At 57.5% G+C, this 19,823-nt stretch carries 21 protein-coding genes and 1 tRNA gene; 5 read left to right on the top strand and 17 right to left on the bottom strand.

Going from position 1 to position 19,823, the window contains the following annotated elements; genetic code table 11:
* Positions 1-4: 4 nt before the first annotated feature.
* The 8 genes from hpnH to AB4Y89_RS03385 form a co-directional block, all read right to left on the bottom strand.
* Entirely contained in the window at positions 5-1,135 is a 1,131-nt protein-coding gene (hpnH, locus tag AB4Y89_RS03420) for an adenosyl-hopene transferase HpnH (RefSeq protein WP_442299493.1), read from the bottom strand.
* A gap of 29 nt (positions 1,136-1,164) precedes the next feature.
* Positions 1,165-3,201, bottom strand: a complete 2,037-nt coding sequence (gene shc, locus AB4Y89_RS03415; protein ID WP_442299492.1) for a squalene--hopene cyclase — start codon at positions 3,199-3,201, stop codon at positions 1,165-1,167.
* A gap of 35 nt (positions 3,202-3,236) precedes the next feature.
* Complete coding sequence (locus AB4Y89_RS03410) at positions 3,237-4,259, bottom strand: 4-hydroxy-3-methylbut-2-enyl diphosphate reductase (protein WP_147648432.1); 1,023 nt, start codon at positions 4,257-4,259, stop codon at positions 3,237-3,239.
* Positions 4,260-4,367: 108 nt separating this feature from the next.
* Positions 4,368-5,000 (bottom strand): thiamine phosphate synthase, encoded by a 633-nt coding sequence (gene thiE / locus AB4Y89_RS03405; protein WP_442299491.1) that lies wholly within the window; start codon positions 4,998-5,000, stop codon positions 4,368-4,370.
* 2 nt (positions 5,001-5,002) lie between these two features.
* Positions 5,003-5,554: a hypothetical protein gene (locus AB4Y89_RS03400; protein WP_442299490.1), complete on the bottom strand. Its 552-nt coding sequence runs from the start codon at positions 5,552-5,554 to the stop codon at positions 5,003-5,005.
* Positions 5,555-5,559: 5 nt separating this feature from the next.
* On the bottom strand, positions 5,560-6,921 hold the full coding sequence (gene accC, locus AB4Y89_RS03395) for an acetyl-CoA carboxylase biotin carboxylase subunit (RefSeq protein ID WP_442299489.1): 1,362 nt from the start codon (positions 6,919-6,921) through the stop codon (positions 5,560-5,562).
* 41 nt (positions 6,922-6,962) lie between these two features.
* A complete protein-coding gene (gene accB, locus AB4Y89_RS03390; RefSeq protein WP_442299488.1) occupies positions 6,963-7,460 on the bottom strand; it encodes an acetyl-CoA carboxylase biotin carboxyl carrier protein in 498 nt (165 codons plus the stop codon).
* A gap of 60 nt (positions 7,461-7,520) precedes the next feature.
* The gene (locus AB4Y89_RS03385; protein ID WP_442299487.1) at positions 7,521-8,606 is read right to left on the bottom strand and encodes a M24 family metallopeptidase; all 1,086 of its coding nucleotides are present in this window, start codon (positions 8,604-8,606) and stop codon (positions 7,521-7,523) included.
* A 76-nt stretch (positions 8,607-8,682) separates the two neighbouring features.
* Between AB4Y89_RS03385 and AB4Y89_RS03380 the strand changes: the two genes are divergently transcribed.
* Complete coding sequence (locus tag AB4Y89_RS03380; RefSeq protein ID WP_442299486.1) at positions 8,683-9,537, top strand: metallophosphoesterase; 855 nt, start codon at positions 8,683-8,685, stop codon at positions 9,535-9,537.
* Here AB4Y89_RS03380 and AB4Y89_RS03375 read toward each other — a convergent pair.
* Positions 9,534-9,791 (bottom strand): helix-turn-helix domain-containing protein, encoded by a 258-nt coding sequence (locus AB4Y89_RS03375; RefSeq protein ID WP_442299485.1) that lies wholly within the window; start codon positions 9,789-9,791, stop codon positions 9,534-9,536. The two genes, AB4Y89_RS03380 and AB4Y89_RS03375, sit on opposite strands and share 4 nt — an antisense overlap.
* Positions 9,792-9,895: 104 nt before the next feature.
* Positions 9,896-10,957 carry an MBL fold metallo-hydrolase gene (locus tag AB4Y89_RS03370; protein WP_442299484.1) on the bottom strand — a complete coding sequence of 354 codons (1,062 nt, stop codon included), beginning with the start codon at positions 10,955-10,957 and terminating at the stop codon, positions 9,896-9,898.
* Positions 10,958-11,013: 56 nt separating this feature from the next.
* Here AB4Y89_RS03370 and AB4Y89_RS03365 point away from each other — a divergent pair, with 56 nt between their 5' ends.
* Positions 11,014-11,304, top strand: coding sequence for a DUF1330 domain-containing protein (locus tag AB4Y89_RS03365; RefSeq protein WP_442299483.1), 291 nt, complete (start codon positions 11,014-11,016; stop codon positions 11,302-11,304).
* A gap of 47 nt (positions 11,305-11,351) precedes the next feature.
* Here AB4Y89_RS03365 and AB4Y89_RS03360 read toward each other — a convergent pair whose 3' ends face one another.
* Positions 11,352-11,756 carry a hypothetical protein gene (locus tag AB4Y89_RS03360; protein ID WP_442299482.1) on the bottom strand — a complete coding sequence of 135 codons (405 nt, stop codon included), beginning with the start codon at positions 11,754-11,756 and terminating at the stop codon, positions 11,352-11,354.
* An 82-nt stretch (positions 11,757-11,838) separates the two neighbouring features.
* Here AB4Y89_RS03360 and AB4Y89_RS03355 point away from each other — a divergent pair, with 82 nt between their 5' ends.
* The 3 genes from AB4Y89_RS03355 to AB4Y89_RS03345 all read left to right on the top strand — a co-directional run bounded on the left by AB4Y89_RS03355 (position 11,839) and on the right by AB4Y89_RS03345 (position 16,332).
* Complete coding sequence (locus AB4Y89_RS03355; RefSeq protein ID WP_442299481.1) at positions 11,839-13,656, top strand: GAF domain-containing protein; 1,818 nt, start codon at positions 11,839-11,841, stop codon at positions 13,654-13,656.
* 167 nt (positions 13,657-13,823) lie between these two features.
* On the top strand, positions 13,824-15,125 hold the full coding sequence (aroA, locus tag AB4Y89_RS03350; protein WP_442299480.1) for a 3-phosphoshikimate 1-carboxyvinyltransferase: 1,302 nt from the start codon (positions 13,824-13,826) through the stop codon (positions 15,123-15,125).
* A gap of 22 nt (positions 15,126-15,147) precedes the next feature.
* Positions 15,148-16,332 (top strand): glycosyltransferase family 4 protein, encoded by a 1,185-nt coding sequence (locus AB4Y89_RS03345; protein WP_442299479.1) that lies wholly within the window; start codon positions 15,148-15,150, stop codon positions 16,330-16,332.
* A gap of 87 nt (positions 16,333-16,419) precedes the next feature.
* Here AB4Y89_RS03345 and AB4Y89_RS03340 read toward each other — a convergent pair whose 3' ends face one another.
* The 6 genes from AB4Y89_RS03340 to AB4Y89_RS03315 form a co-directional block, all read right to left on the bottom strand.
* A complete protein-coding gene (locus tag AB4Y89_RS03340) occupies positions 16,420-16,941 on the bottom strand; it encodes a bifunctional nuclease family protein (RefSeq protein WP_442299478.1) in 522 nt (173 codons plus the stop codon).
* Positions 16,938-18,317: a tRNA (N6-isopentenyl adenosine(37)-C2)-methylthiotransferase MiaB gene (miaB, locus tag AB4Y89_RS03335; RefSeq protein ID WP_442299477.1), complete on the bottom strand. Its 1,380-nt coding sequence runs from the start codon at positions 18,315-18,317 to the stop codon at positions 16,938-16,940. The genes AB4Y89_RS03340 and miaB overlap by 4 nt, the downstream gene beginning before the upstream one ends.
* A 161-nt stretch (positions 18,318-18,478) precedes the next feature.
* Positions 18,479-18,555 (bottom strand) — tRNA-Glu (locus AB4Y89_RS03330).
* 72 nt (positions 18,556-18,627) lie between these two features.
* The gene (locus AB4Y89_RS03325; RefSeq protein WP_263415594.1) at positions 18,628-18,903 is read right to left on the bottom strand and encodes a DUF507 family protein; all 276 of its coding nucleotides are present in this window, start codon (positions 18,901-18,903) and stop codon (positions 18,628-18,630) included.
* The gene (locus AB4Y89_RS03320; RefSeq protein ID WP_442299476.1) at positions 18,900-19,178 is read right to left on the bottom strand and encodes a DUF507 family protein; all 279 of its coding nucleotides are present in this window, start codon (positions 19,176-19,178) and stop codon (positions 18,900-18,902) included. The genes AB4Y89_RS03325 and AB4Y89_RS03320 overlap by 4 nt, the downstream gene beginning before the upstream one ends.
* Positions 19,179-19,469: 291 nt before the next feature.
* A complete protein-coding gene (locus tag AB4Y89_RS03315) occupies positions 19,470-19,820 on the bottom strand; it encodes a (2Fe-2S) ferredoxin domain-containing protein (RefSeq protein WP_442299475.1) in 351 nt (116 codons plus the stop codon).
* Positions 19,821-19,823 lie beyond the last annotated feature (3 nt).

Raw genomic sequence — 19,823 nt, 5'->3', positions numbered from 1 at the left:
AGGCTTAGTCTCCTGAGACCAGTTCACCGGTTTGCGCCGCGGGTGTCGTAGCGATCTGAACCAGTGGTCCGCGGTGTTCCGGCTGCCACTCATCCAGCAGTTTCTGTGCTCCTGCATCGGAGTACAGTGCGTTCATATAGGCCTTGGCCGTACGGATGAAACCACCCAGCGATCCGAAGCCGTAGTTCACCGCCGAAGCTTCGTGCCCCGAATGCACCATGCAGTTGGCGCACTGCGGATTGCCGCTCTTTGCACCGTAGTTGGCCCACTCGGTGGCTTCGATCAGTTCCTTGAAGGAATCGGCGTAACCGTCTTGCAGCAGATAGCAGGGCTTCTGCCAACCGAAGATGTTGTAGGTCGGCATTCCCCAGGGGGTGCACTCGAAGTTGATCTGTCCCATCAGGAACTCGAGGAAGAGTGGGTGCGAGTTGAACTGCCACTCCTTCTTCCGGTTCGACAGGATGGCGCGGAACATGCGGCGCGACTTCGCCTTACCGAGGAAGTGGCTCTGATCCGGTGCCTTATCGTAGGTGTAACCCGGCGAGACCATCATGCTCTCAACACCGGCGCGTGTGAGTTCGTCAAAGTGAGCCCGCACCGAGTTTGGATCGGCGCCATCGAAGAGAGTCGTATTCGTCGTCACGCGGAAGCCACGCTTCACTGCTTCACGAACGCCTTCCATCGCCTGGTCGTGGCCACCGTCGCGGCAGACGGCGAAGTCGTGGTGCTCCTTCTGACCATCGACGTGCACTGAGAAGGAGAGATACTTGCTTGGCGTGAAGAGATGGAGCTTCTCCTTCAGCAGCAGCGCGTTGGTGCACATGTAGACGTACTTCTTGCGCGCTACCAGGCCGGCAACAATCTCCGGCATCTGCGGATGCAGCAACGGCTCGCCGCCCGGGATAGACACCATCGGCACGCCGCACTCTTCCACCGCGGCAAAGCACTGCTCCGGTGTGAGATCCGTCTTAAGGATGTGGGCCGGATACTGAATCTTGCCGCAACCAGCACAGGCGAGGTTGCAACGGAACAACGGTTCCAGCATCAGCACCAGCGGATACCGTTTGTTGCCTTTGATCTTCTGCTTCAGGACGTAACTTGCAACCGTCAGCATCTGTGAGATTGGCACTGCCATCGGCTCACACTCCTTGAGTAAAAACTTGGTTATTCCAGCGCGCCGGAGACTTCCGTCTCGCGCGCCTTGATATACGTCGTCAATGCCAGCAGCGGGAAGTACTGCTTGTACAGGTGATATCCCAGGTAAAAGACGCGCGGGAAGCCCGTTCCGGTGTAATAACTTTCACCGTTGCGGCCCGGCACCAGCTCATCCCAGCTCCCATCCTCGTGCTGGTGATCGATCAGCCAGCGTACACCCTTGGCAACCGAATCCGAGCGGACATCTCCGCCGGCAAGCAATGCCAGCAGTGCCCAGGCCGTCTGCGACGGTGTGCTTGGCCCCATGCCGCGCTGCAATGGATCGTCGTACGTGCCACAGTTCTCGCCCCAGCCGCCATCTGAATTCTGCACCATGCGCACCCATTCGGTAGCCTGCAGAACACAGGGCTCATGGCTCCACATGCCCATCGACTGCAATCCCCGCAGAACCAGGAACGTGCCGTAGAGATAGTTCACACCCCAACGGCCAAACCAGCTACCGTCGCTCTCCTGCTCCGAGAGGATGAACTGCACAGCCTTTTCAACGCGCTTGTCAGAGCGGTTGTAGCCATACAGCGCCAGCATCTCCAGCATGCGGCCGGTAATGTCCACCGTCGGCGGATCGAGCATGGCGTTATGGTCAGCGAACGGAATCTGCTCGAAGATTGTCTTCGTATTGTCCTTATCGAAGGCAGCCCATCCACCGTTCTTGCACTGCATTGCCCAGATCCAGTTCAGCGCGCGTTCGCACACCTCGTACTGGTAGCGCTCGCGCGGGTTCTCGACGCACTTCAGAGCGAGCAACACCTGGCCGGTATCGTCCACATCCGGATAAAACTCGTTATTGAACTCGAAGTACCAGCCGCCCGGTTCGACATTACGAACCTTCTCGGCCCAGTCACCCTTGTGACGGACTTCCTTGCTCAGGATCCAGTCCGCGGCCTTGATCATCCGCGGATCATCCTTCGCCACACCGGCTTCGCCCAAAGCATAGATCGCCTGTGCGGTATCCCACACCGGCGGAAAGCACGGTTGCATGCGGAATGTCGGCGTGGGATAGTCCTCGGTTCCCTCCGGACAGTCGATGCCGAGCTTCTCAAACTCGTCCACCGCGCGGATCAGGACAGGATCATCCATCGAATATCCAAGGCAGCGCAGCGCCACAATGGCATTCAACATCGCTGGGTAGATAGCACCGAGACCGTCGGACTTCTCAAAGCGCTCCAACATCCACTTCTCGGCCTTCTTGATCGCCATGCTCCGAAGCGGACGAATATGAACACGCTCTGCCCAGTGCGCGACACGATCGCACAGCAGGAAGAAATTACGCCAGCTTACCGGCCGCTTCTTGTCCCAACGCAGATGAAGATTCGCTCTGTCGCGACCGCCGACGAACAGCTCGTCGATCTCTTCCTCGGGTGCAAGCTTCTTGAACGGCTTCTTCGCATAGATGATCGACAGCGGCACCAGAATGCCGCGTGACCAGGACGAGATCTCGTAGATATTGAAGTAAAACCAGTTGGGGAAGAGGATGATCTCCGGCGGAATCGCCGGCACGGCATCGTAATCGTATGCGCCCAGAGCACAGAGATAGAGCTTGGTGAACGTATTGCACTCCACCACACCACCGAGCGAAAGCACACTCTCGCGTGCCTTCACCATCAGCGGATGGTCAGCCCTCCAGCCCATCAGCTTCAATGCCAGATAGGCCTTCACACCGTAGTTCACATTCGATGGTCCGCCAGGATAGAGACTCCATCCACCATCGGCATTCTGATGACGCAGAATCTCGTTGACGGCGCGCTGCATCTTCGCCCGGTCACCCGTGCCGAGCAGGGTATGCACGAAGATGTAATCCGCTTCGAGCATGACGTCGGCTTCCAGCTCACCGCACCAGTAACCATCCTGATGCTGCTGGCCGAAGAGCCAATCTACTGCTCGTTTAATGCCCGAAGAGACTTTGTCCAGTTCGAGGTCCATTCGTCCGAAGCGAGGCTGTGTGCCTGCTTGAGACGATGCCGTCGATTTACTCGCGTCAATTGCCATGCGTTCGGAAACCTCAGTTATTAGACGCACCCTGCTTAGGCGCCTACGGTCACTGCGCCCGGAGCCGGCTTGATAGCCTGCACGATCTCCGGAGGGAGACCAAAACGCACATTCTCCGGCATGACTTCCACTTCATCTACCGAACCGAAACCCTTGGTCTGGAGGTACTCAATGACCTCCTGCACCAATACTTCAGGAGCCGAAGCACCTGCAGTCACTGCCACATTGTCAACATCATTCAGCCACTGCGGCTGAATGTCCTCAGCCTTATCGATCAGGTAGCTGTTCGTACCGAGATTCTGCGAGACCTCAACCAGACGGTTTGAATTCGAGCTGTTCTTCGAACCCACCACCAGCACCAGATCCGCACCATGCGCCACATTCTTGACCGCAGTCTGGCGGTTCTCCGTGGCATAGCAGATGTCCTGTGCATGCGGTCCGACAATGTTCGGGAACTTCTTCTTCAGCGCCTCGATCATGTCCCGCGCCTCATCCAGAGAAAGCGTGGTCTGGGTCAGATAAGCAACCTTGTCAGGATCAGGAACCACGAGGTTATTCACCTCTTCTACCGTCGAAACGACCTGCGTGACCTCGGGCGCTTCACCCTGCGTACCTTCCACCTCTTCGTGCTCGCGATGCCCTACCAGCACCAGCGAGTATCCCTGCTTGGCGAACTTGATCGCCTCTACGTGAACCTTGGTGACCAACGGACACGTCGCATCAATCACCTTCAGACCACGCTCCTTGGCAACCGCGCGCACTGCCGGCGATACGCCATGAGCCGAGAAGATCACACGCGCACCCGAGGGAACCTCATCAAGCTCGTTGACAAAGATCGCACCCTTCTTCGCCAGGTCGCTGACCACATAGCGATTGTGAACGATCTCCTTACGGACATAGATCGGCGCACCAAAGGTATCCAGCGCGATCTTCACAATATCGACAGCGCGCACAACGCCGGCGCAAAAGCCACGGGGCTTAAGCAACAGAACGCGCTTTGTGGCCTCAGCCTGGTTGGAGAGGTTGTTGACTCGGGGTTCAGATGCAGTGGTGGTCACAGTAGTAAGTATACCGTTAACACCCCTCCCGTCATGCGGAAATGAACCTCAAACGGTGCATTTCAGGACACCTCCGCAGTAAGTCCTTGTGGCCTGATTCAAAATGGTTTATCCCACCACCGCGCGCAGAAAAGCCTCGATCAACGGCAATGCTGAAACCGTCGGCCCGGAAGGCACAAGCGCTGAGATCACAGCGACTGAATCGGCACCCGCATCCAGCACCTCCGGTGCTCTCTCAGGCGTGACTCCTCCAATCGCAACGATCGGCTTCCTGGTCAGCTTGCGCACCTGCCGCAGCAGCTCCAGCCCGGTCACCGGATCCGGATTCTGCTTTGTGGACGTGGCATAAATCGGTCCAATTGCCAGGTAGTCTGCTTCGGTCGCCACCACCGCTTCGAACTGGCCAAGCGTGTGCGTCGACACACCGATGAGCTTCCCCGCGCCTGCGATGCGACGGGCATCGTCTGGATGAAGGTCGGTCTGCCCGACATGCACACCGTCACACTGTCCAATCCGCGCCAGATCTGGCCGGTCATTCAATAGCAAGCTTACCCCTGGGGCAGCCGACCGGATTCGCTGCAGATTCGCGAGAACCGTCTGTGGCGCTGCGACTTTATCGCGATACTGCAGCAGTGAGACTCCAGCCGATGCCAGTTCCCCTGCAAACTGCTCAATCGAGATCTGCCGTGCAGCCAATACACCGGCATCGAGAATGGGATAAAGCCGAGGAATCTGCACCATGATTACCGCGCCGATGCCAGGATGCGTCGTGCGTCATCCAGGCCTGCCTGCCCTCCGGTCAGTCCAATCTGCCAGTCAGTTCCCGGAACTACGCACAGATATAGAGCCCAGGGCTGCGTGGAGTTTTCATGCACACAAAGAAAGCTCAGATCGTGCGCACGAATTGTCTCCGGAGAAAAACGACCTTCCTCCATGCCTCGGCCATAGGTTGCAAGAATCTGTCTTTGGAATGCTTCAGCCTGCTGCGCATTACGAATGCCGCCAACGGCATGATCAATATTCAACTGCACGGAGTGCGACAGGCGGAAGATCTCTCCACGATCGGGATTGGTACTGCGCCACAGCAGAGGCAGACGAAAGCTATGACCGTTGAAGCTGGCATAGTTACCGTGGCGCACATGCCACCAAAGAGCCATGATGGGATCTCCCACTGTCCCCCAGCTCAGAACGAAGAAGTACAACAGCGGGAAAGGAACGATCCACATCGGGATAGAACGAAACAGGCCGCGCAGAGTCCATCGACGATGGTCTGACGGCCTGAGTGCGTCTTCCATGATCGCTATTCGGCCTTCGCCTTCTCCCGTTCAAAGAAGCGTTCCATGAACTTCGTGTCGAAGTTCCCGGCGCGGAACTCTTCATCCGCAAAGATCTTTTTGTGCAGCGGAATCGTCGTATGAATACCCTGCACGATGAACTGGTCTAGCGCCCGCTGCATCTTATTCATCGCTTCTTCGCGGTCTTTTCCGTGCACAATCAACTTGCCGATCAGCGAATCGTAATACGGCGGCACGACTCCTTCTGCATATTGTGCTGTGTCGACCCGGACGCCATTGCCGCCCGGCAGATTGAAGGCAGTAATCTTGCCCGCCGAAGGAGTGAACTTCTCCGGGTGTTCCGCATTAATACGGCACTCGATCGCGTGCCCATTGATCACAATGGGCTGCGGAATAATCTCCGTCAACTTCTCTCCGCCGGCGATGCGCAGCTGCGCCTTCACCAGGTCGATACCGGTGATCATCTCCGTCACCGGATGCTCCACCTGGATGCGGGTATTCATCTCGATGAAGTAAATCTTCCCGTCTTCATCCATCAGGAATTCGATGGTGCCCGCGTTCCAGTAGCCAATGTCCTTAAGTGACTTGCGGATTACCTTGCCCATCTCTTCGCGCTGTTGCTGCGTGATCTGGAGCGAGGGGGCTTCTTCGATCAATTTCTGATGGCGCCTCTGGATCGAGCACTCGCGTTCGTTGAGAGAAAGAACATTGCCATGTTCATCAGCAAGCACCTGGAACTCAATGTGGCGAGGCCGCTCGATGAACTTTTCCATGTACAGGTCGCCATTTCCGAAGGCATTCAGCGCCTCCGTCGATGCCTGGTTATAGAGATCCGGAAGCTCCTGCGGAGCGCGGCAGATACGCATTCCGCGTCCTCCGCCGCCGGCCACAGCTTTCAAAATGACGGGATAACCAACGGACTTCGCCCATTCCAGAGCTTCATCCACGCTGCCGATCACGCCGTCCGATCCGGGAAGAATCGGCACCTTCGCCTTCTTCATCGTCTGGCGTGCGGTGGACTTCTCGCCCATCATCCGCGTCACCTCGGGCGGTGGCCCGATGAACTTGATGTTCGACGCGCGGCATACCTCGGCAAAGTTGGCATTCTCCGAAAGCAGACCATAGCCAGGGTGAATGGCATCCACATCGGCAATCTCCGCGGCAGAGATCACCGCCGGAACATTCAGATAACTCTCGGCCGAACGAGGCGGTCCGATGCAGATAGCTTCATCGGCAAAACGGACATGCAGTGAGTTGCGGTCCGCTGTCGAATAGACCGCGACCGTACGAATGCCCATTTCCTTGCAGGCATTGATCACTCGAAGCGCGATTTCGCCGCGATTGGCGATAAGGACTTTGCGAAACATCTTCTTCCAGTCTTGTTACCAGGGATCGATCGAACAGCGTCTCAACGTGGCTTGACGGCAAACAGAGGCTGGCCATACTCCACCGGCTGACCGTTATTAACGATGCGACGTATAACCTCTCCCGCAACATCCGATTCAATCTCGTTCATCAGCTTCATGGCCTCGACGATGCACAGCACCTGGCCAACCTCGACCTGATCACCAACTTTGACAAACGGAGCCGCTCCGGGCGCCGAAGACTCATAGAATGTACCGACGATCGGAGATTTCACCTCTTGAATATCCTCAGCCGGCGCTTGCGCTTCGGCCACGGGCGCTGAGACCGGCGCTGCCGCCGCAGCCACCAAGGGTGACGGTGCGATCGTCTGCTGCGGAATCAACGTGGCGAGCTGTGTGTAGTCGATAGCCGCCGGAACAGGAGGGCCGGTGAATTTGATACGGACCTTGAGGTCGCCACGCTCAAGATCGAATTCGGCAATCTTGTTGTCTTTCAGAAACTCTACGAGTTCGCGAAGGTCCTTCAGTTCATTTGCTTCCATGCTTTATCTCTTCTTCCGGATTCGCTGGCGCCGCGGAACCGACCGCAGGCCCAGTCCTTGTTATAACTCGATCCAGGCTTTCGGCGACGGCGTTATGATCTCGCAGCCGTTGCGGTTAATGACGACGGTATCTTCAATGCGGATTCCGAAGCGGCCGGGAAGGTAAACACCGGGTTCAATCGTAACGACCATGCCCTCGGCGAGTGGCTGCTTCTGGTTGGCGGCAATCCTTGGTCCCTCGTGAATCTCCAGGCCAACACCGTGACCTGTGGAGTGCGTAAAATATCGTGCCAGCCCCGCACGCTTCAGAACACTACGGGCTGCTTCGTCAACATCGCCGCAAGTGACTCCATGCTTTGCGGCTGCCAGTGCCGATTCCTGCGCTTCCAGGACTGCGGCATAGGCTCTTTCCTCTTCAGCGGTTGCACGGCCCATATGCACCGTGCGTGTCATGTCCGAACAATACCCGTTGAGAATAACACCGAAGTCCAGTGTGATGAACCCTTTGCGGGGAATGCGGGAGGAACTTGCGCGCCCGTGCGGAAGTGCAGATCGGGCACCCGAAGCGACAATCGTCTCAAACGACATAGCCTCCGCCCCTAACAGGCGCGCCTGATGCTCCAGCTCCGCGGCAACAGCTACTTCCGTAATTCCCGGCTCAAGAAAGCCGAGAATATGCTCGAACAGCCTCGCGCCCAGCGCGGCAGCCTGCCGCATACGGCGGATCTCCGTGGCATCCTTGATCTCCCGCTGTGCTGCAACCAGCGGAGACTCCAGCGGCTGAAAGAAACTGCGGCGCAATCCTCCACTCACGGCCTTGCGAAGATGTTCCAGCAGCGCGATGGTCGTATGCGTCCCGTCAATCCCGCAGCGGGTTAGCTGTTGCTGCTCCAGCCACGCGGCAGCCATCGTCTGCGCAGACTTTTTCTTTGCAATCACCACGCGAGCGCTCTCAACCTCTTCCCTCGCCTGAACGGTATAGCGACCATCCGTGAACAGGATGGCCTTGCGCGGCGTGATCGCCAATGCAGCATTGGATCCTGTAAAGCCAGTTAAATAACGGACATCGGGTAGATGGGTCAGCAGCAATGCCTGCACGTTCTGTGCGGCCATGGCTTTTCGGATCGTACGGATTCTTGCCTGCATCCGTTCTATTTTATGTTCCGATTCCCCTCCGGGCCAACGGCGACGATATCATCAAGCTATGTCTGATCCCTCGTGGATGACACGACGTAAAGTTCTTCAACTGGGAGTGGCAGGCGTAGCCGGGATGGCTTTGTACTCCGGCGAGCTTGCACGGCACGAACTGGAAGTCGTCCAGCGTACTGTCAAACTGGCAAACCTGCCGGACGCCTTTCACGGCTTCCGCATCGCACAGATTAGCGACCTCCATTTTCACGAATACACGGAAACATTCTTTCTTCGGTCCGTATTGCGCCGTGTTAATGGGCTTCGTCCAGATGCTGTCTTATTGACCGGGGACTTCATCAGTAACGCACGCGATCGCTCTTACCCAATCGCACAGGCTCATGTCTGCGCCGACATCTTGAAGATGCTGGAGTGCCCCATTCGCTATGGAGTCCTTGGAAATCATGACAGCGCCATGGGAGAAACAGAGATCCACCACGCTCTCGTCTCCAACGGAACACCGATTCTCTTGAATAAGAGTGTTCCCATTGAGCGAGGTAGCAGCCGCATCTGGCTTGGAGGACTGCGCGATACGCTTGCCTCTTATCCGGAACCGGAACGGGCGATCCCGTCTAAAATCCGTAACCCTAAAGAGCCAGTCCTTCTGATGATTCACGAGCCGGATTACATCGACGAGTTGATGAAGCACCCGTCGAGTCAGTCCGTCGGCCTTGTCCTCTCAGGCCACTCCCATGGAGGTCAGGTACGGCTACCGTTCCTTCCTCCGCTCAAAGCGATCCTGCCCCCGGGTGGGAAAAAGTATGTTGAGGGTCTGTTCCGCGTAGGCAATACGCAACTCTACGTCAATCGTGGAATTGGGACCACAGAGGTTCCCTTCCGGCTCAACTGCCCGCCGGAGATCACAATACTGACACTGGAACAGACTTAACGTGCGCGACGGACAGGCTTCTTCTGCGTTGGCTTTGCCTTTGCCGGAGCTGATGGCTTGCGGATACCTGACTGCTCATCCATCCAGGCGTCGAGCAGCGAGCGCTTGAAGCGCCACCGGTTCCCTAACTTGAAAGCCGGAACAAATCCCTCGGAGGCGTAGCGATAGAGCGTATCGCCGCTGATGCCGAGATAGTCGGCAGCCTGGCGAATATCCATCACCTCTCGAAGCGCGATCTGGGCAGCGGATGGCATTGATCACATCTACGGGCAGACTTCCCCGCTCTCTGTTTTTACCCCGTTTTTTCCCGAAGTACAAGTAATTTCTGAGGTTTACGGAGGGGTTAACAACCGTTTCGTCAACTTTTCGCTGTGACCAGTGACGGAATGGGCGCCTGTGCTCGATTGACAGACTGCCGCCACCACAGATTTTGCGCTGGTTCGCCTTGAAATGCCGTGGGTACGCCCGGCGCCGGTATCCACAGATCCACGCCATTCTCAGGAGCGATGCTCAACAGCCGCTCGATCGGTTGACGCCACTCATGCAAGGCAAGGTCGAAAAGTCCCCAGTGGATCGGAAACATCACTCGGCCGCGGAGCGCCACATGAGCCTCCAGGGCACGGTCTGGTCCCAGATGGATCGACTCCCACAGCGGATTCGAGGCCCCGATCTCGAGCATCGTCAGATCGAACGGGCCATACGTCTCACCGATCTCCGCAAACCCAGGCCAGTGTCCTGAATCTGCTCCGAAATAAAGGTTGTGACGATCGTTCCGCAGCACAAATGATGCCCACAGCGTTCCAAAGCGGTTGAACAGGCTGCGACCAGAGAAGTGGCGCGAAGGCAAAGAGAGAATCTCCAGCGTTGCTCCATTACGCCCGCTGGTCAGTGAAAGCCGGTCGCACCAGTCCATCTCATCGATGCGTTCTGCCGGAACGCCGAACCGGCGGAGGTACTTCCCTACGCCAAGCGACGTCACCCAGCGGATGTTGCGATCGGCAAGGCCTCGGACGGCAGTCTCATCCAGATGATCGTAGTGGTCGTGTGAGATCAGGACCGCATCCAGCGGTGGCAAGTCGTGCAATGCGATCGTCGGCGGAAAAAAACGTTCGGGGCCCGCAAACTGCACCGGAGAAGCGCGCAACGACCACACCGGATCGACCAGCAAACGAAATCCGTCGACCTCCAGCAGCAACGACGAGTGTCCAAACCAGGTAATTCTTACAGGAGAGCCATGGGATGCCTCAAACCAGCGAGCATCGGTGCGAAAGTGCGGCAATTGAGGAGCCGGTTCGCGTTTCCGCCGGCCGAACAGGAACTCCGGCATCATGCGGAACATTTCGCGCGCACTGGTAAAGTGGGTCGGGACGGGATTAAGAAATTTGCCGTTTTGGCGCTGGGCCGGTTTCAGGTAACTCACACAAAATTCGATGCCCTGCAAAGCTCCCCGACGCAGGAAAAAAGGAGACGAAGGTAATGAAAAAGGCTTACTGGGTGGTTTCTTACCAGGTCATTCACGATCCGGCGGCACTTGCCGCCTATGCACCTCTCGCCGTAGCAGCTATCGCGGCAGGTGGCGGAGCAACCCTGGTACGCGGCCTGCCCCATGAAGTTGACGGCCGCGGCATCAAGGAACGGACGGTTGTCGTAGAGTTCCCCAGCCTGCAGGCTGCGGTCGACACCCATCACAGTGACGCATACAAGCAGGCACTGGCCGCCCTGGGCAACGGTGTCGATCGCGATTTTCGTATCGTTGAAGGCGTCTAGCCAGGGTGTTTATTGGATACCTGGCGTCAGCTATCCAATAAAACACCCTAGTCCCATCCACCATCCAACAGGTTGGTGACATGGGCAACGGCTTTCGTGAGTTTGGCCTGGCGGGGCTGCCGGGCCTTCTCCGGATCGTCTTCTGTGGCAAAGATGTATTCGATGCGCTCTACGCGGTAAGGTCCCGCCCCGGCCTCAAGTCCATCACCGGGTAGAAGAACGACGTCCCCTGGATTCGGTACCGAGTGGAGATGGTCCAGTGGAACCAGGTTCACAAAGTCACCGGTATCAAGCACGAACTCGAGGCAGTCCTGACTGAAGATCAGCTCCCGCCGCGTCGCCTCAGCGATTCTGCGGGCCTTTACAGCCTGCAGATAGGTGGCAACCATGGTGGGAAGACCAAGGACAAAACCAACGATACACAGCCAATCGGAAAAAGTACTGAGTGACATGAAAAACAATACCGCTGCTCCTGTGAAGCTGGCGGAAGACTCGCCTTTCTCATAGCTTACTGCGATATCATCGCCTCTAACTATGCCTTCGCCGGAGACAACGCGCCCTGTAGAACACACCCACGAATTCGAGGGTGACTACCGGCCATCGAATACGGCCTCTCCGACGACGCCGCGGGTGCATATCGAGCCGCTGCAGATCGACTTCCTCACGCAGCTGGCCGATGCCCTGAACAATACTCTCGACCTGCAGACCACTATGCAGCGGGTGGCGGACCTGGTGCGCGCCGTTATCGATTACAGGATCTTTGCCATCCTGCTCATCAATGACCGCACGCAGGACTTCTGGATGCGTTTCCAGATCGGCCACTCCCCCGAGTCGGAACGAATGCGCGTCAAGATCGGCAAAGGTGTCATCGGCAGAGCCGCAGAACTGCGGCGCGCCGTCCTGGTCGAAGACGTCTCCAAGAAGGACTACTACATCCCGGCAAATCCGGACGTAAAGTCGGAGCTGGCGATTCCCCTCATCAGCAAAAACAAGGTGATTGGCGTACTCGACATCGAATCGACGCAGATCGCCTACTTTACGCAAGAACACCAGCGGCTGCTCGAACTTGTCGCCTCCCGCATCGCCATCGCAATCGAAAACTCCCGGCTCTACACGCGAGTCGCCCGCCAGGCGCAAACGCTCACCGTTCTTGGCGAGATCTCGCGCGAGTTGACCAGCATTCTGGATCTTGACGACCTGCTGGAACGGGTTGGGCAACTGATGAAGCGGGTGGTGGACTTCCAGATGTTCAGCATTCTGCTCTGGAACTCCCGGTCAAAGCATTTTGAGCATCGCTTCTCGACCCGTTTTGGGGAGCGAGTCCAACGCCAGCACATCGTCGAGCCCGGTCACGGCATCATCGGCACCGCCGCCAAGGAACGTGTTCCTGTCCTGGTTCCGGATGTGCGTAAGGATTCGCGTTACGTCAACTACCACCCTGAGACCCGCTCCGAACTTGCAGTACCGCTGGTCTATAAAGACCAGATCATCGGCGTAATCGATGTCGAACATACACGGGCGAACTACTACAACGAAGAGCATCAGCGCACGCTCACAACTCTGGCCGGCCAGGTCGCTATCGCCATCGAGAATGCACGGCTCTATGAGCGCATTCTCGAAGAAGAACAGCGCATGGAGCGCGACCTCGCCATGGCTCGCCAGGTGCAGCTCCGCCTGTTGCCGGGTGCGCCGCCATCACACCCGCACGCAGACTTCTTCGCGAAGTTCCTGCCCGCGCGCTCCATCGGTGGCGACATGTATGACTTCCTGGACTATGGCTCTGGACGGACCTTGATCGTCATGGGAGATGTCTCTGGAAAGGCCGCGCCCGCAGCTCTCTATGCCGCGCTGGTCTCAGGAATTCTGCGCTCTCTCGGAGCGCAGCAGCTCTCGCCCGGCCACCTTCTGGCGACCCTCAACGACCAGTTACAGGAACGCAAGCTGGATGCACAATACGTCACCATGCTGATCGGTCTCTGGGACGATAACGAACAGACGCTGAGCATCGCGAACGCAGGCTCCGTCCAGCCCTTCTTCGTCACCGGTGGCGAGGTTCGCACCATCCAGGCGGAGGGTTTTCCTCTGGGCCTGTTCCCGCATGCCGTCTATGAAGAACTGACGCTATCCACCCAGCCAGGCGACCAGATCGTCTTTTTCTCCGACGGTATTACGGATGCCGAGAACTCGTCACACGAGATGTTCGGTAACGAACGCCTGGTCGAGGTGCTGCGAAAGCTGAAGAATCCAACAGCTCAGGTTACCGGTGAAGCCATCCTAAAAGGTGTCGGACATTTCCAGTCTCAGACCGAACACTTCGACGACGAAACGGTCGTTGTGCTCCATGTCCGTTGAACTTTCCACGTCTCCCCTCACGGTACAATCAAAGGCAAACGTTCAACGGAAGTGGAAGCTCAGAACCGGGTGCGAAGTTGTCCGCACGTTAGCCGTCAGAGTCTCCACAAGATTTCCCTCCGCGGCATAACGATGACCGCTCATGGCTACCCGGAAGAAATTTCAAGATGCAGACGATTAGTACGACTCAGACGATCCGCCCCGCGAAGAACCTGCACGGTTCTTTTCGCGTTCCAGGCGACAAGTCCATCTCTCACCGCTACGCCATGCTGGCTGGACTGGCTAAAGGCACATCGCGGTTATACAACTTCTCTACCGGCGCCGACCCACACTCCACACTCGGCTGCATGGTCACGCTGGGCGCGAAGGTCAACACCCAGAGTGACGGCACTATCGAAGTAACCGGTGTAGGCGGCGCCTTTGAACGGCCAGTGGGCCAGCTCGATTGCGGTAACTCCGGTTCTACCATGCGCATGCTTTCCGGGCTTATCGCCTCGCACCCTCATGTCTTTACCCTCATTGGCGATGAATCCCTGACCCGCCGCCCGATGGAACGTATTCGCAAGCCGCTCTCGCAGATGGGCGCCCGCATTGATCTGACCGAAGGCCATGCTCCTGTCACTATCTTCGGCACACCACTCAAGGCAATCGATTTTGCAACGCCGATCCCCAGCGCACAGGTAAAGACTGCGATTCTCTTTGCCGGCTTGCAGGCCGAGGGTGTGACTTCGATCTCTGAATCTGTCCGGACCCGCGATCACTCCGAACATGCGCTGCGCGCCTTTGGAGCCGAGCTCACCCGTACAGCGGACAAGATCACCATCGCCGGCGGACAGACGTTGACGGGAATTGATGTTGCTGTACCGGGCGATATCTCGTCGGCAGCCTTCTTCCTGTGTGCGGCTCTGCTCTTCCCCGACTCCAACCTGGTCTTCGACGGCTTGGGAATGAATCCCACCCGTGCGGCCCTGCTCGACGTTCTTACAGGCATCGGCTTGAAGGTCAAGGTGCTGAACCTTGAAGAGAAGCACGGCGAGATGGTGGGCACCATCCAGGTGAACCGCGTTCAGGGCGGCCTGAAGGGCGCTGACATCAGCGGTGCTCTTACGGCGCAGTTGATCGATGAGCTCCCGGTGATTGCCGCCATCGCTCCTTACACACAGGAAGGTATCCGCATCCGCGATGCGCAGGAGCTTCGCGTCAAAGAGAGCGACCGCATCGCCCTGGTAGCCAAGAACCTCAAAGCGATGGGAGCCGAGTTCGAAGAGTTCGAAGATGGGCTTCACATCCCAGGCAATCAAAAACTCCACGGAGCTCGCATCGAGACCGGCCACGACCACCGCATCGCGATGGCCTTCTCCGTCGCTGCCCTGCGTGCCGAAGGCGAGACCATCATCCAGAACGCAGAGGTCGCCAGTGTCAGCTTCCCTGAGTTCTACACGCTTCTGGACAACCTGGCCGAGCGCTAGAGAAAAGGCGCCGAACGAACTCATGCGTGTCATTCAGACAGTCTTCGGCGTCTTTCACCACTTCGACCTTGCAACCGAACTCCAGAAACGAGGCCACCTGGAGAAGGTCTACTCCACCTGGCCATGGGCGCGGCTCAAACGCGAGGGGCTGCCGAAAGAGCGAGTTGAAAGCTTTCCCTGGATCCACATGCCGGCCTACTTCTACGGTCGGTCTAAGCTCCACCGGGCGCCAGTGGCGCAGCAACTTCAACTTCTGAATGCAGCGCTCTTTGACCGTTGGACCATGCGCCGCCTCCGCGCTCTCCAGGGCCATGGCACCAAGGTCGACGCTCTCATCTCCATCTCCGGATCTGGAACCAGGACCGGCCGCCTGTTGCAGCAGACGGGCGGCATCTTCATCTGTGACCGCGGATCGTCGCACCATCGCTATCAACGCAATATCGTCGCTGAAGAAGATCGCATTTGGGGTGTCGATCGGGAGTCGACGTCGGACCTTCGCGTCACAGCCATTGAAGAAGAACAGTACGAGCTCGCAGACGCCATCAGCGTACCTTCCAGTTTTGCCGTGCGTTCATTTGTAGAGATGGGCGTCCCCCGGGAGAAGCTCCGCCTTATTCCATACGGCGTTCGCTTGGAGCGCTTTCACCCTGTCGCCGACCCTCCCACGGACTCCTTCGACGTTCTCTTCGCCGGTTCCGTCAGCCTTCGAAAAGGAGTTCCCTACCTCCTGCAGGCCTTCGCGCAGCTCAAGCATCCTAATAAACGCCTTCGCATTGCTGGAGCTGTCGACCACGCGGTCAAACCGGTTTTTGATCGGCTGCCGAATGCCTCTGTGGAGTGGCTTGGGCCAGTCCCTCAAAGCGACCTCATCACTCTGATGTCGAAGAGCCACGTACTCGTCCTTCCCAGCATTGAGGAAGGTCTGGCCCTGGTGCAGGCCCAGGCAATGGCATGCGGATGCCCGGTGATTGCCTCACACAATACGGGAAGTGAAGATCTCTACACCGACGGTGTTGAAGGCTTCATCGTTCCGATTCGCGATGCCGCATCTCTTGCCGACCGCATGCAGCGGATAGCCGACGATCCAGGCATGCATCAGCGCATGCGCGAAGCCTCGCTCAACCGCGTACGTCACCTGGGCGGCTGGTCAGAGTATGGGGCGAAATGGGAAAAAATCCTGCAGGAATTGCTTGCCGCGAAAAGCTAGAGTATTTCCCTGTGGGTGTCAGGTAAGGCTTCGGCATCGATGGGCGTTTTCCGCAATGAAAACGCCGCTGCACGCCCCTTCCAGGCCTTACATCTTGTAGCGGCCCATCTCATCATCGTTCAGGCCTTCCAGCCACTGACGCATCTGTTCCGCAGTCACATTCTGTGCGTCAGCAGTCGATAGGCGGGCGTTCTTCAACACCTCGCGATGAACATAGATCGGAGCATCCGCGCGCAACGCCAGCGCCAGAGCATCCGACGGCCGTGCATCGATGGTTACGACCTCTCCCTCCTGACGCATCCAGATGACGGCATAGAAGGTATCGTCCTTCAGCTCCTGCACTACGATCTTGTCCACCTGGGCGTTCAGACCGCGGATCGTATCCCGCAGAAGGTCATGGGTCATCGGTCGCGGAGTTGCTGTCTTCTCAATCTCCAGAGCAATGGCATTCGCCTCGAAGATGCCAACCCATATCGGCAGTACCGTATCGCCCGCGACATCCTTCAGCACAACGATCGGCATGTTCGTGACAGGGTCCATCATCAGGCCGCGGATCTTCATCTCGATCTCCAGCGGCGTGTCGTCGTGTTGCAGTCCAGGAAAGTTCATTGCAGCACCACCAGACCGACAGGCTGGGCCTGCTTCAGCACCGCTGCCGGAACCTCTGCGTCGCCGGCCTGTTCGCCCACCAGGCTGTTCGGCAACGACTTCGTCACTCTTACCGGAACATAACTGCCAATCTGCGGCAATACCGGCTGTGCAGTGGTGAAGTTCAATGTCTTGTTCTGCGAGGTCCGTCCGATGATCTGGCCGCGCTGCTGGTTAAAGCCCTCGACCATCACCTCGATCACTTTGCCCTCATGCCGGCTATAGAGCGCACGCTGAATCTCCCGCTGGCGATCGAGCAGAACCTGCAGCCGCTGGCTCTTCACATCTTCGAAGACCGTCTCCGACATAGAGACCGCCGGCGTATTTGGCCGTGGCGAATACTTGAACGCGAAGACACAGTCATAGCCCACCTCACCGCAGAGAGTGACCGTTTCTTCGAAATCGGCATCGGTCTCTCCTGGAAAACCTACGATGATATCGGTGGTCATGGAGATGTCCCGTTTCGCGGACTTGATCCAGGAGATACGCTCCAGATACCACTCGCGGGTGTATTCGCGCTGCATCGCCTTCAGAACGGCCGACGATCCGCTCTGCACCGGCAGATGGATGTGGTCACACAATGTAGGCACGGCATCGATTGCTTCGACGATCTGCTTCGTGAAGTGCCGCGGATGCGATGTCGTAAACCGCACGCGGCGGATTCCTGGAACCTCTCCAACCGCAGCCAGTATCTCGGCGAAATTCATTTTGCCGAGAGGATCACTGAAGGAGTTCACATTCTGGCCGAGCAACTGAATATCGGTAAAGCCGGCATCTGCCATACGGCGCGCTTCAGTCAGTACCGACTCCGAGGTGCGGCTGCGCTCCTTGCCGCGGGTATAGGGCACCACGCAGTAGGAGCAGAACTTGTCGCATCCCTCGGTGATAGTGATATAGCCACGGTGCGGATTGGACCGCGCAGTGAACTCGGTATCAAAGGCCTCGTCCGTCTGGCGGTCATCGAGTCCGGTAATGCGATTCTCCCCTGCTTCCAGACGGCGAATCATCTCCGGCAGGTTACGGTAGGAAGCCGAACCGCTTACCAGCGAGACGAACGGGGCCTTCTCGAAGATCTTTTCGCCTTCCTGCTGCGCCACACAACCCAGCACGCCAAAGCGCTTCCCTTCGCCCTGCAGACGCTTGTACTCATTTAAGCGATGAAAGACCTTTTGCTCGGCCTTGTCACGGATGGAACAGGTGTTGTACAGGACGAGGTCAGCAGAGCCCTCGTCCGTCACCTGGGTATAGCCCTCATGCTGCAGCGTGCCGATGACCTTTTCCGAATCATGGGCATTCATCTGGCAGCCAAAGGTCTCGATATAAAACGTCTTTGCCACGCTTGAAAGTATACCGCCGGTCGCACCTAGAGCATTTTTCCTGTTACTGGGCTATTCCGGGAGGGGCGTGCAGCGGCGTTTTCATTGAGGAAAACGTCCATAGATGCCTACAGGAAAAATGCTTCGGCCCGGCATGTTGAATCGTTCGATTGTCAGGACTTTGGTAGCGCCAACGGGGATCGAACCCGTACTCTTCGCCTTGAGAGGGCGACGTGTTAACCAATTACACCATGGCGCCATTAGGGGCAGGGCGGTGATGACTCACGCCCACTCGAATCAGTATACCAGTGAAGAAGTTGTTTTGCGTGGATCAGATACCGAGTTTCTTCACTTCGTCGTTGTAGTACTTGCGGTACAGGATGTCCCATTCCTGGGTACCTTCGAGGATGATCTTCCGTTGCGAGGTAATCTTTTGCCGCGCCGCCTGGTCGATCTTGGTCTCCTCGAGCAACAGCTTCTCCAACGCCTTACGAGCCTCCTGGCGGATCGTGTTCCGGTCCTCCAGAAACTCTGCCTCGTCGGTCTCTGCCAGAGTATCGGCCACGACGTGAGCCAGTTTGTTGAGCTTGTCGCGCGAGATTCTCACAGCACCGCCTTGTATTTGCGCACAAGCTCGTTCTTTACCTTCTTGAACATCTCCGGGTAGCTCGCGCCTGTCTTGCGCATATCGTCCTGGAAGGTTTCCAGAATGACGCGGACCTCGTCGTTGATCCGGTCTTCGAGTGAAAGCTCGTCGAGCAGACCATGATTCACACGCTCATTCAGAACGCCCGGCTTATCGGTGCGCAGCATCTTCGCGTCGATAAGGTGCTGTACCGTGTGCTTGGCCAGGTAGTTGACGTAGTCTTTGGAAAAAATCATCTCTCTTCGAAGTCATTTATATCACGCGGTTAAGGCCGCTTTCGCGCCCCACAAAAGATATCCCGGGACGGCGTCTCCCAAGGGTGTGTCATCCAACTTGCGCCAGTCAGAGCCGGGAGCAGATTTTTTCGAGATCGAAAAGTGAGGAGAGAACTGTAGCCCGCCTACTGGAACGACGAGTAACGAAGAGATCGGGAAAATCTGGGTCCCCAGTCAGCTTTGCCGGCTGGGGTGAAGAAAAACCTACCCCGGCCCTTCGGGTTGCGGCAGGAGTTGGATGACACACCCTAATTACGGCCGATGCGGGCAGCTCGGGGTATTCAGACAGCTCTCGGCCAGGCGCAGACGCTCCACCGTGCGTCCATGCACCAGGTGTTCGTGAACGATCTCCTGGACGTCCTCCAATTTCACAAAGCCGTACCAAACCGCCTCAGGGTAAACAAGCATCACCGGTCCATGTTCGCACTGATCCAGGCAGCCGGCCTCGTTGGCCCGGACCGTGTTCTTCAAGCCGGCGGCCTTTACAGCATCCTTCAGGGCATCTTTCAACTGGCGGCCGCCGCGGGGGCGGCAGCTCGGACGAGCAGCGCCCTCCAGGCGCTCATTGCCGCAAACAAAAACATGACGTTCAAACTTTGGCATGCT

It is taken from the genome of Terriglobus sp. 2YAB30_2 (assembly GCF_052114765.1).
GTDB lineage: Bacteria > Acidobacteriota > Terriglobia > Terriglobales > Acidobacteriaceae > Terriglobus.
This window is presented reverse-complemented; position numbering and strand designations above follow the sequence as displayed.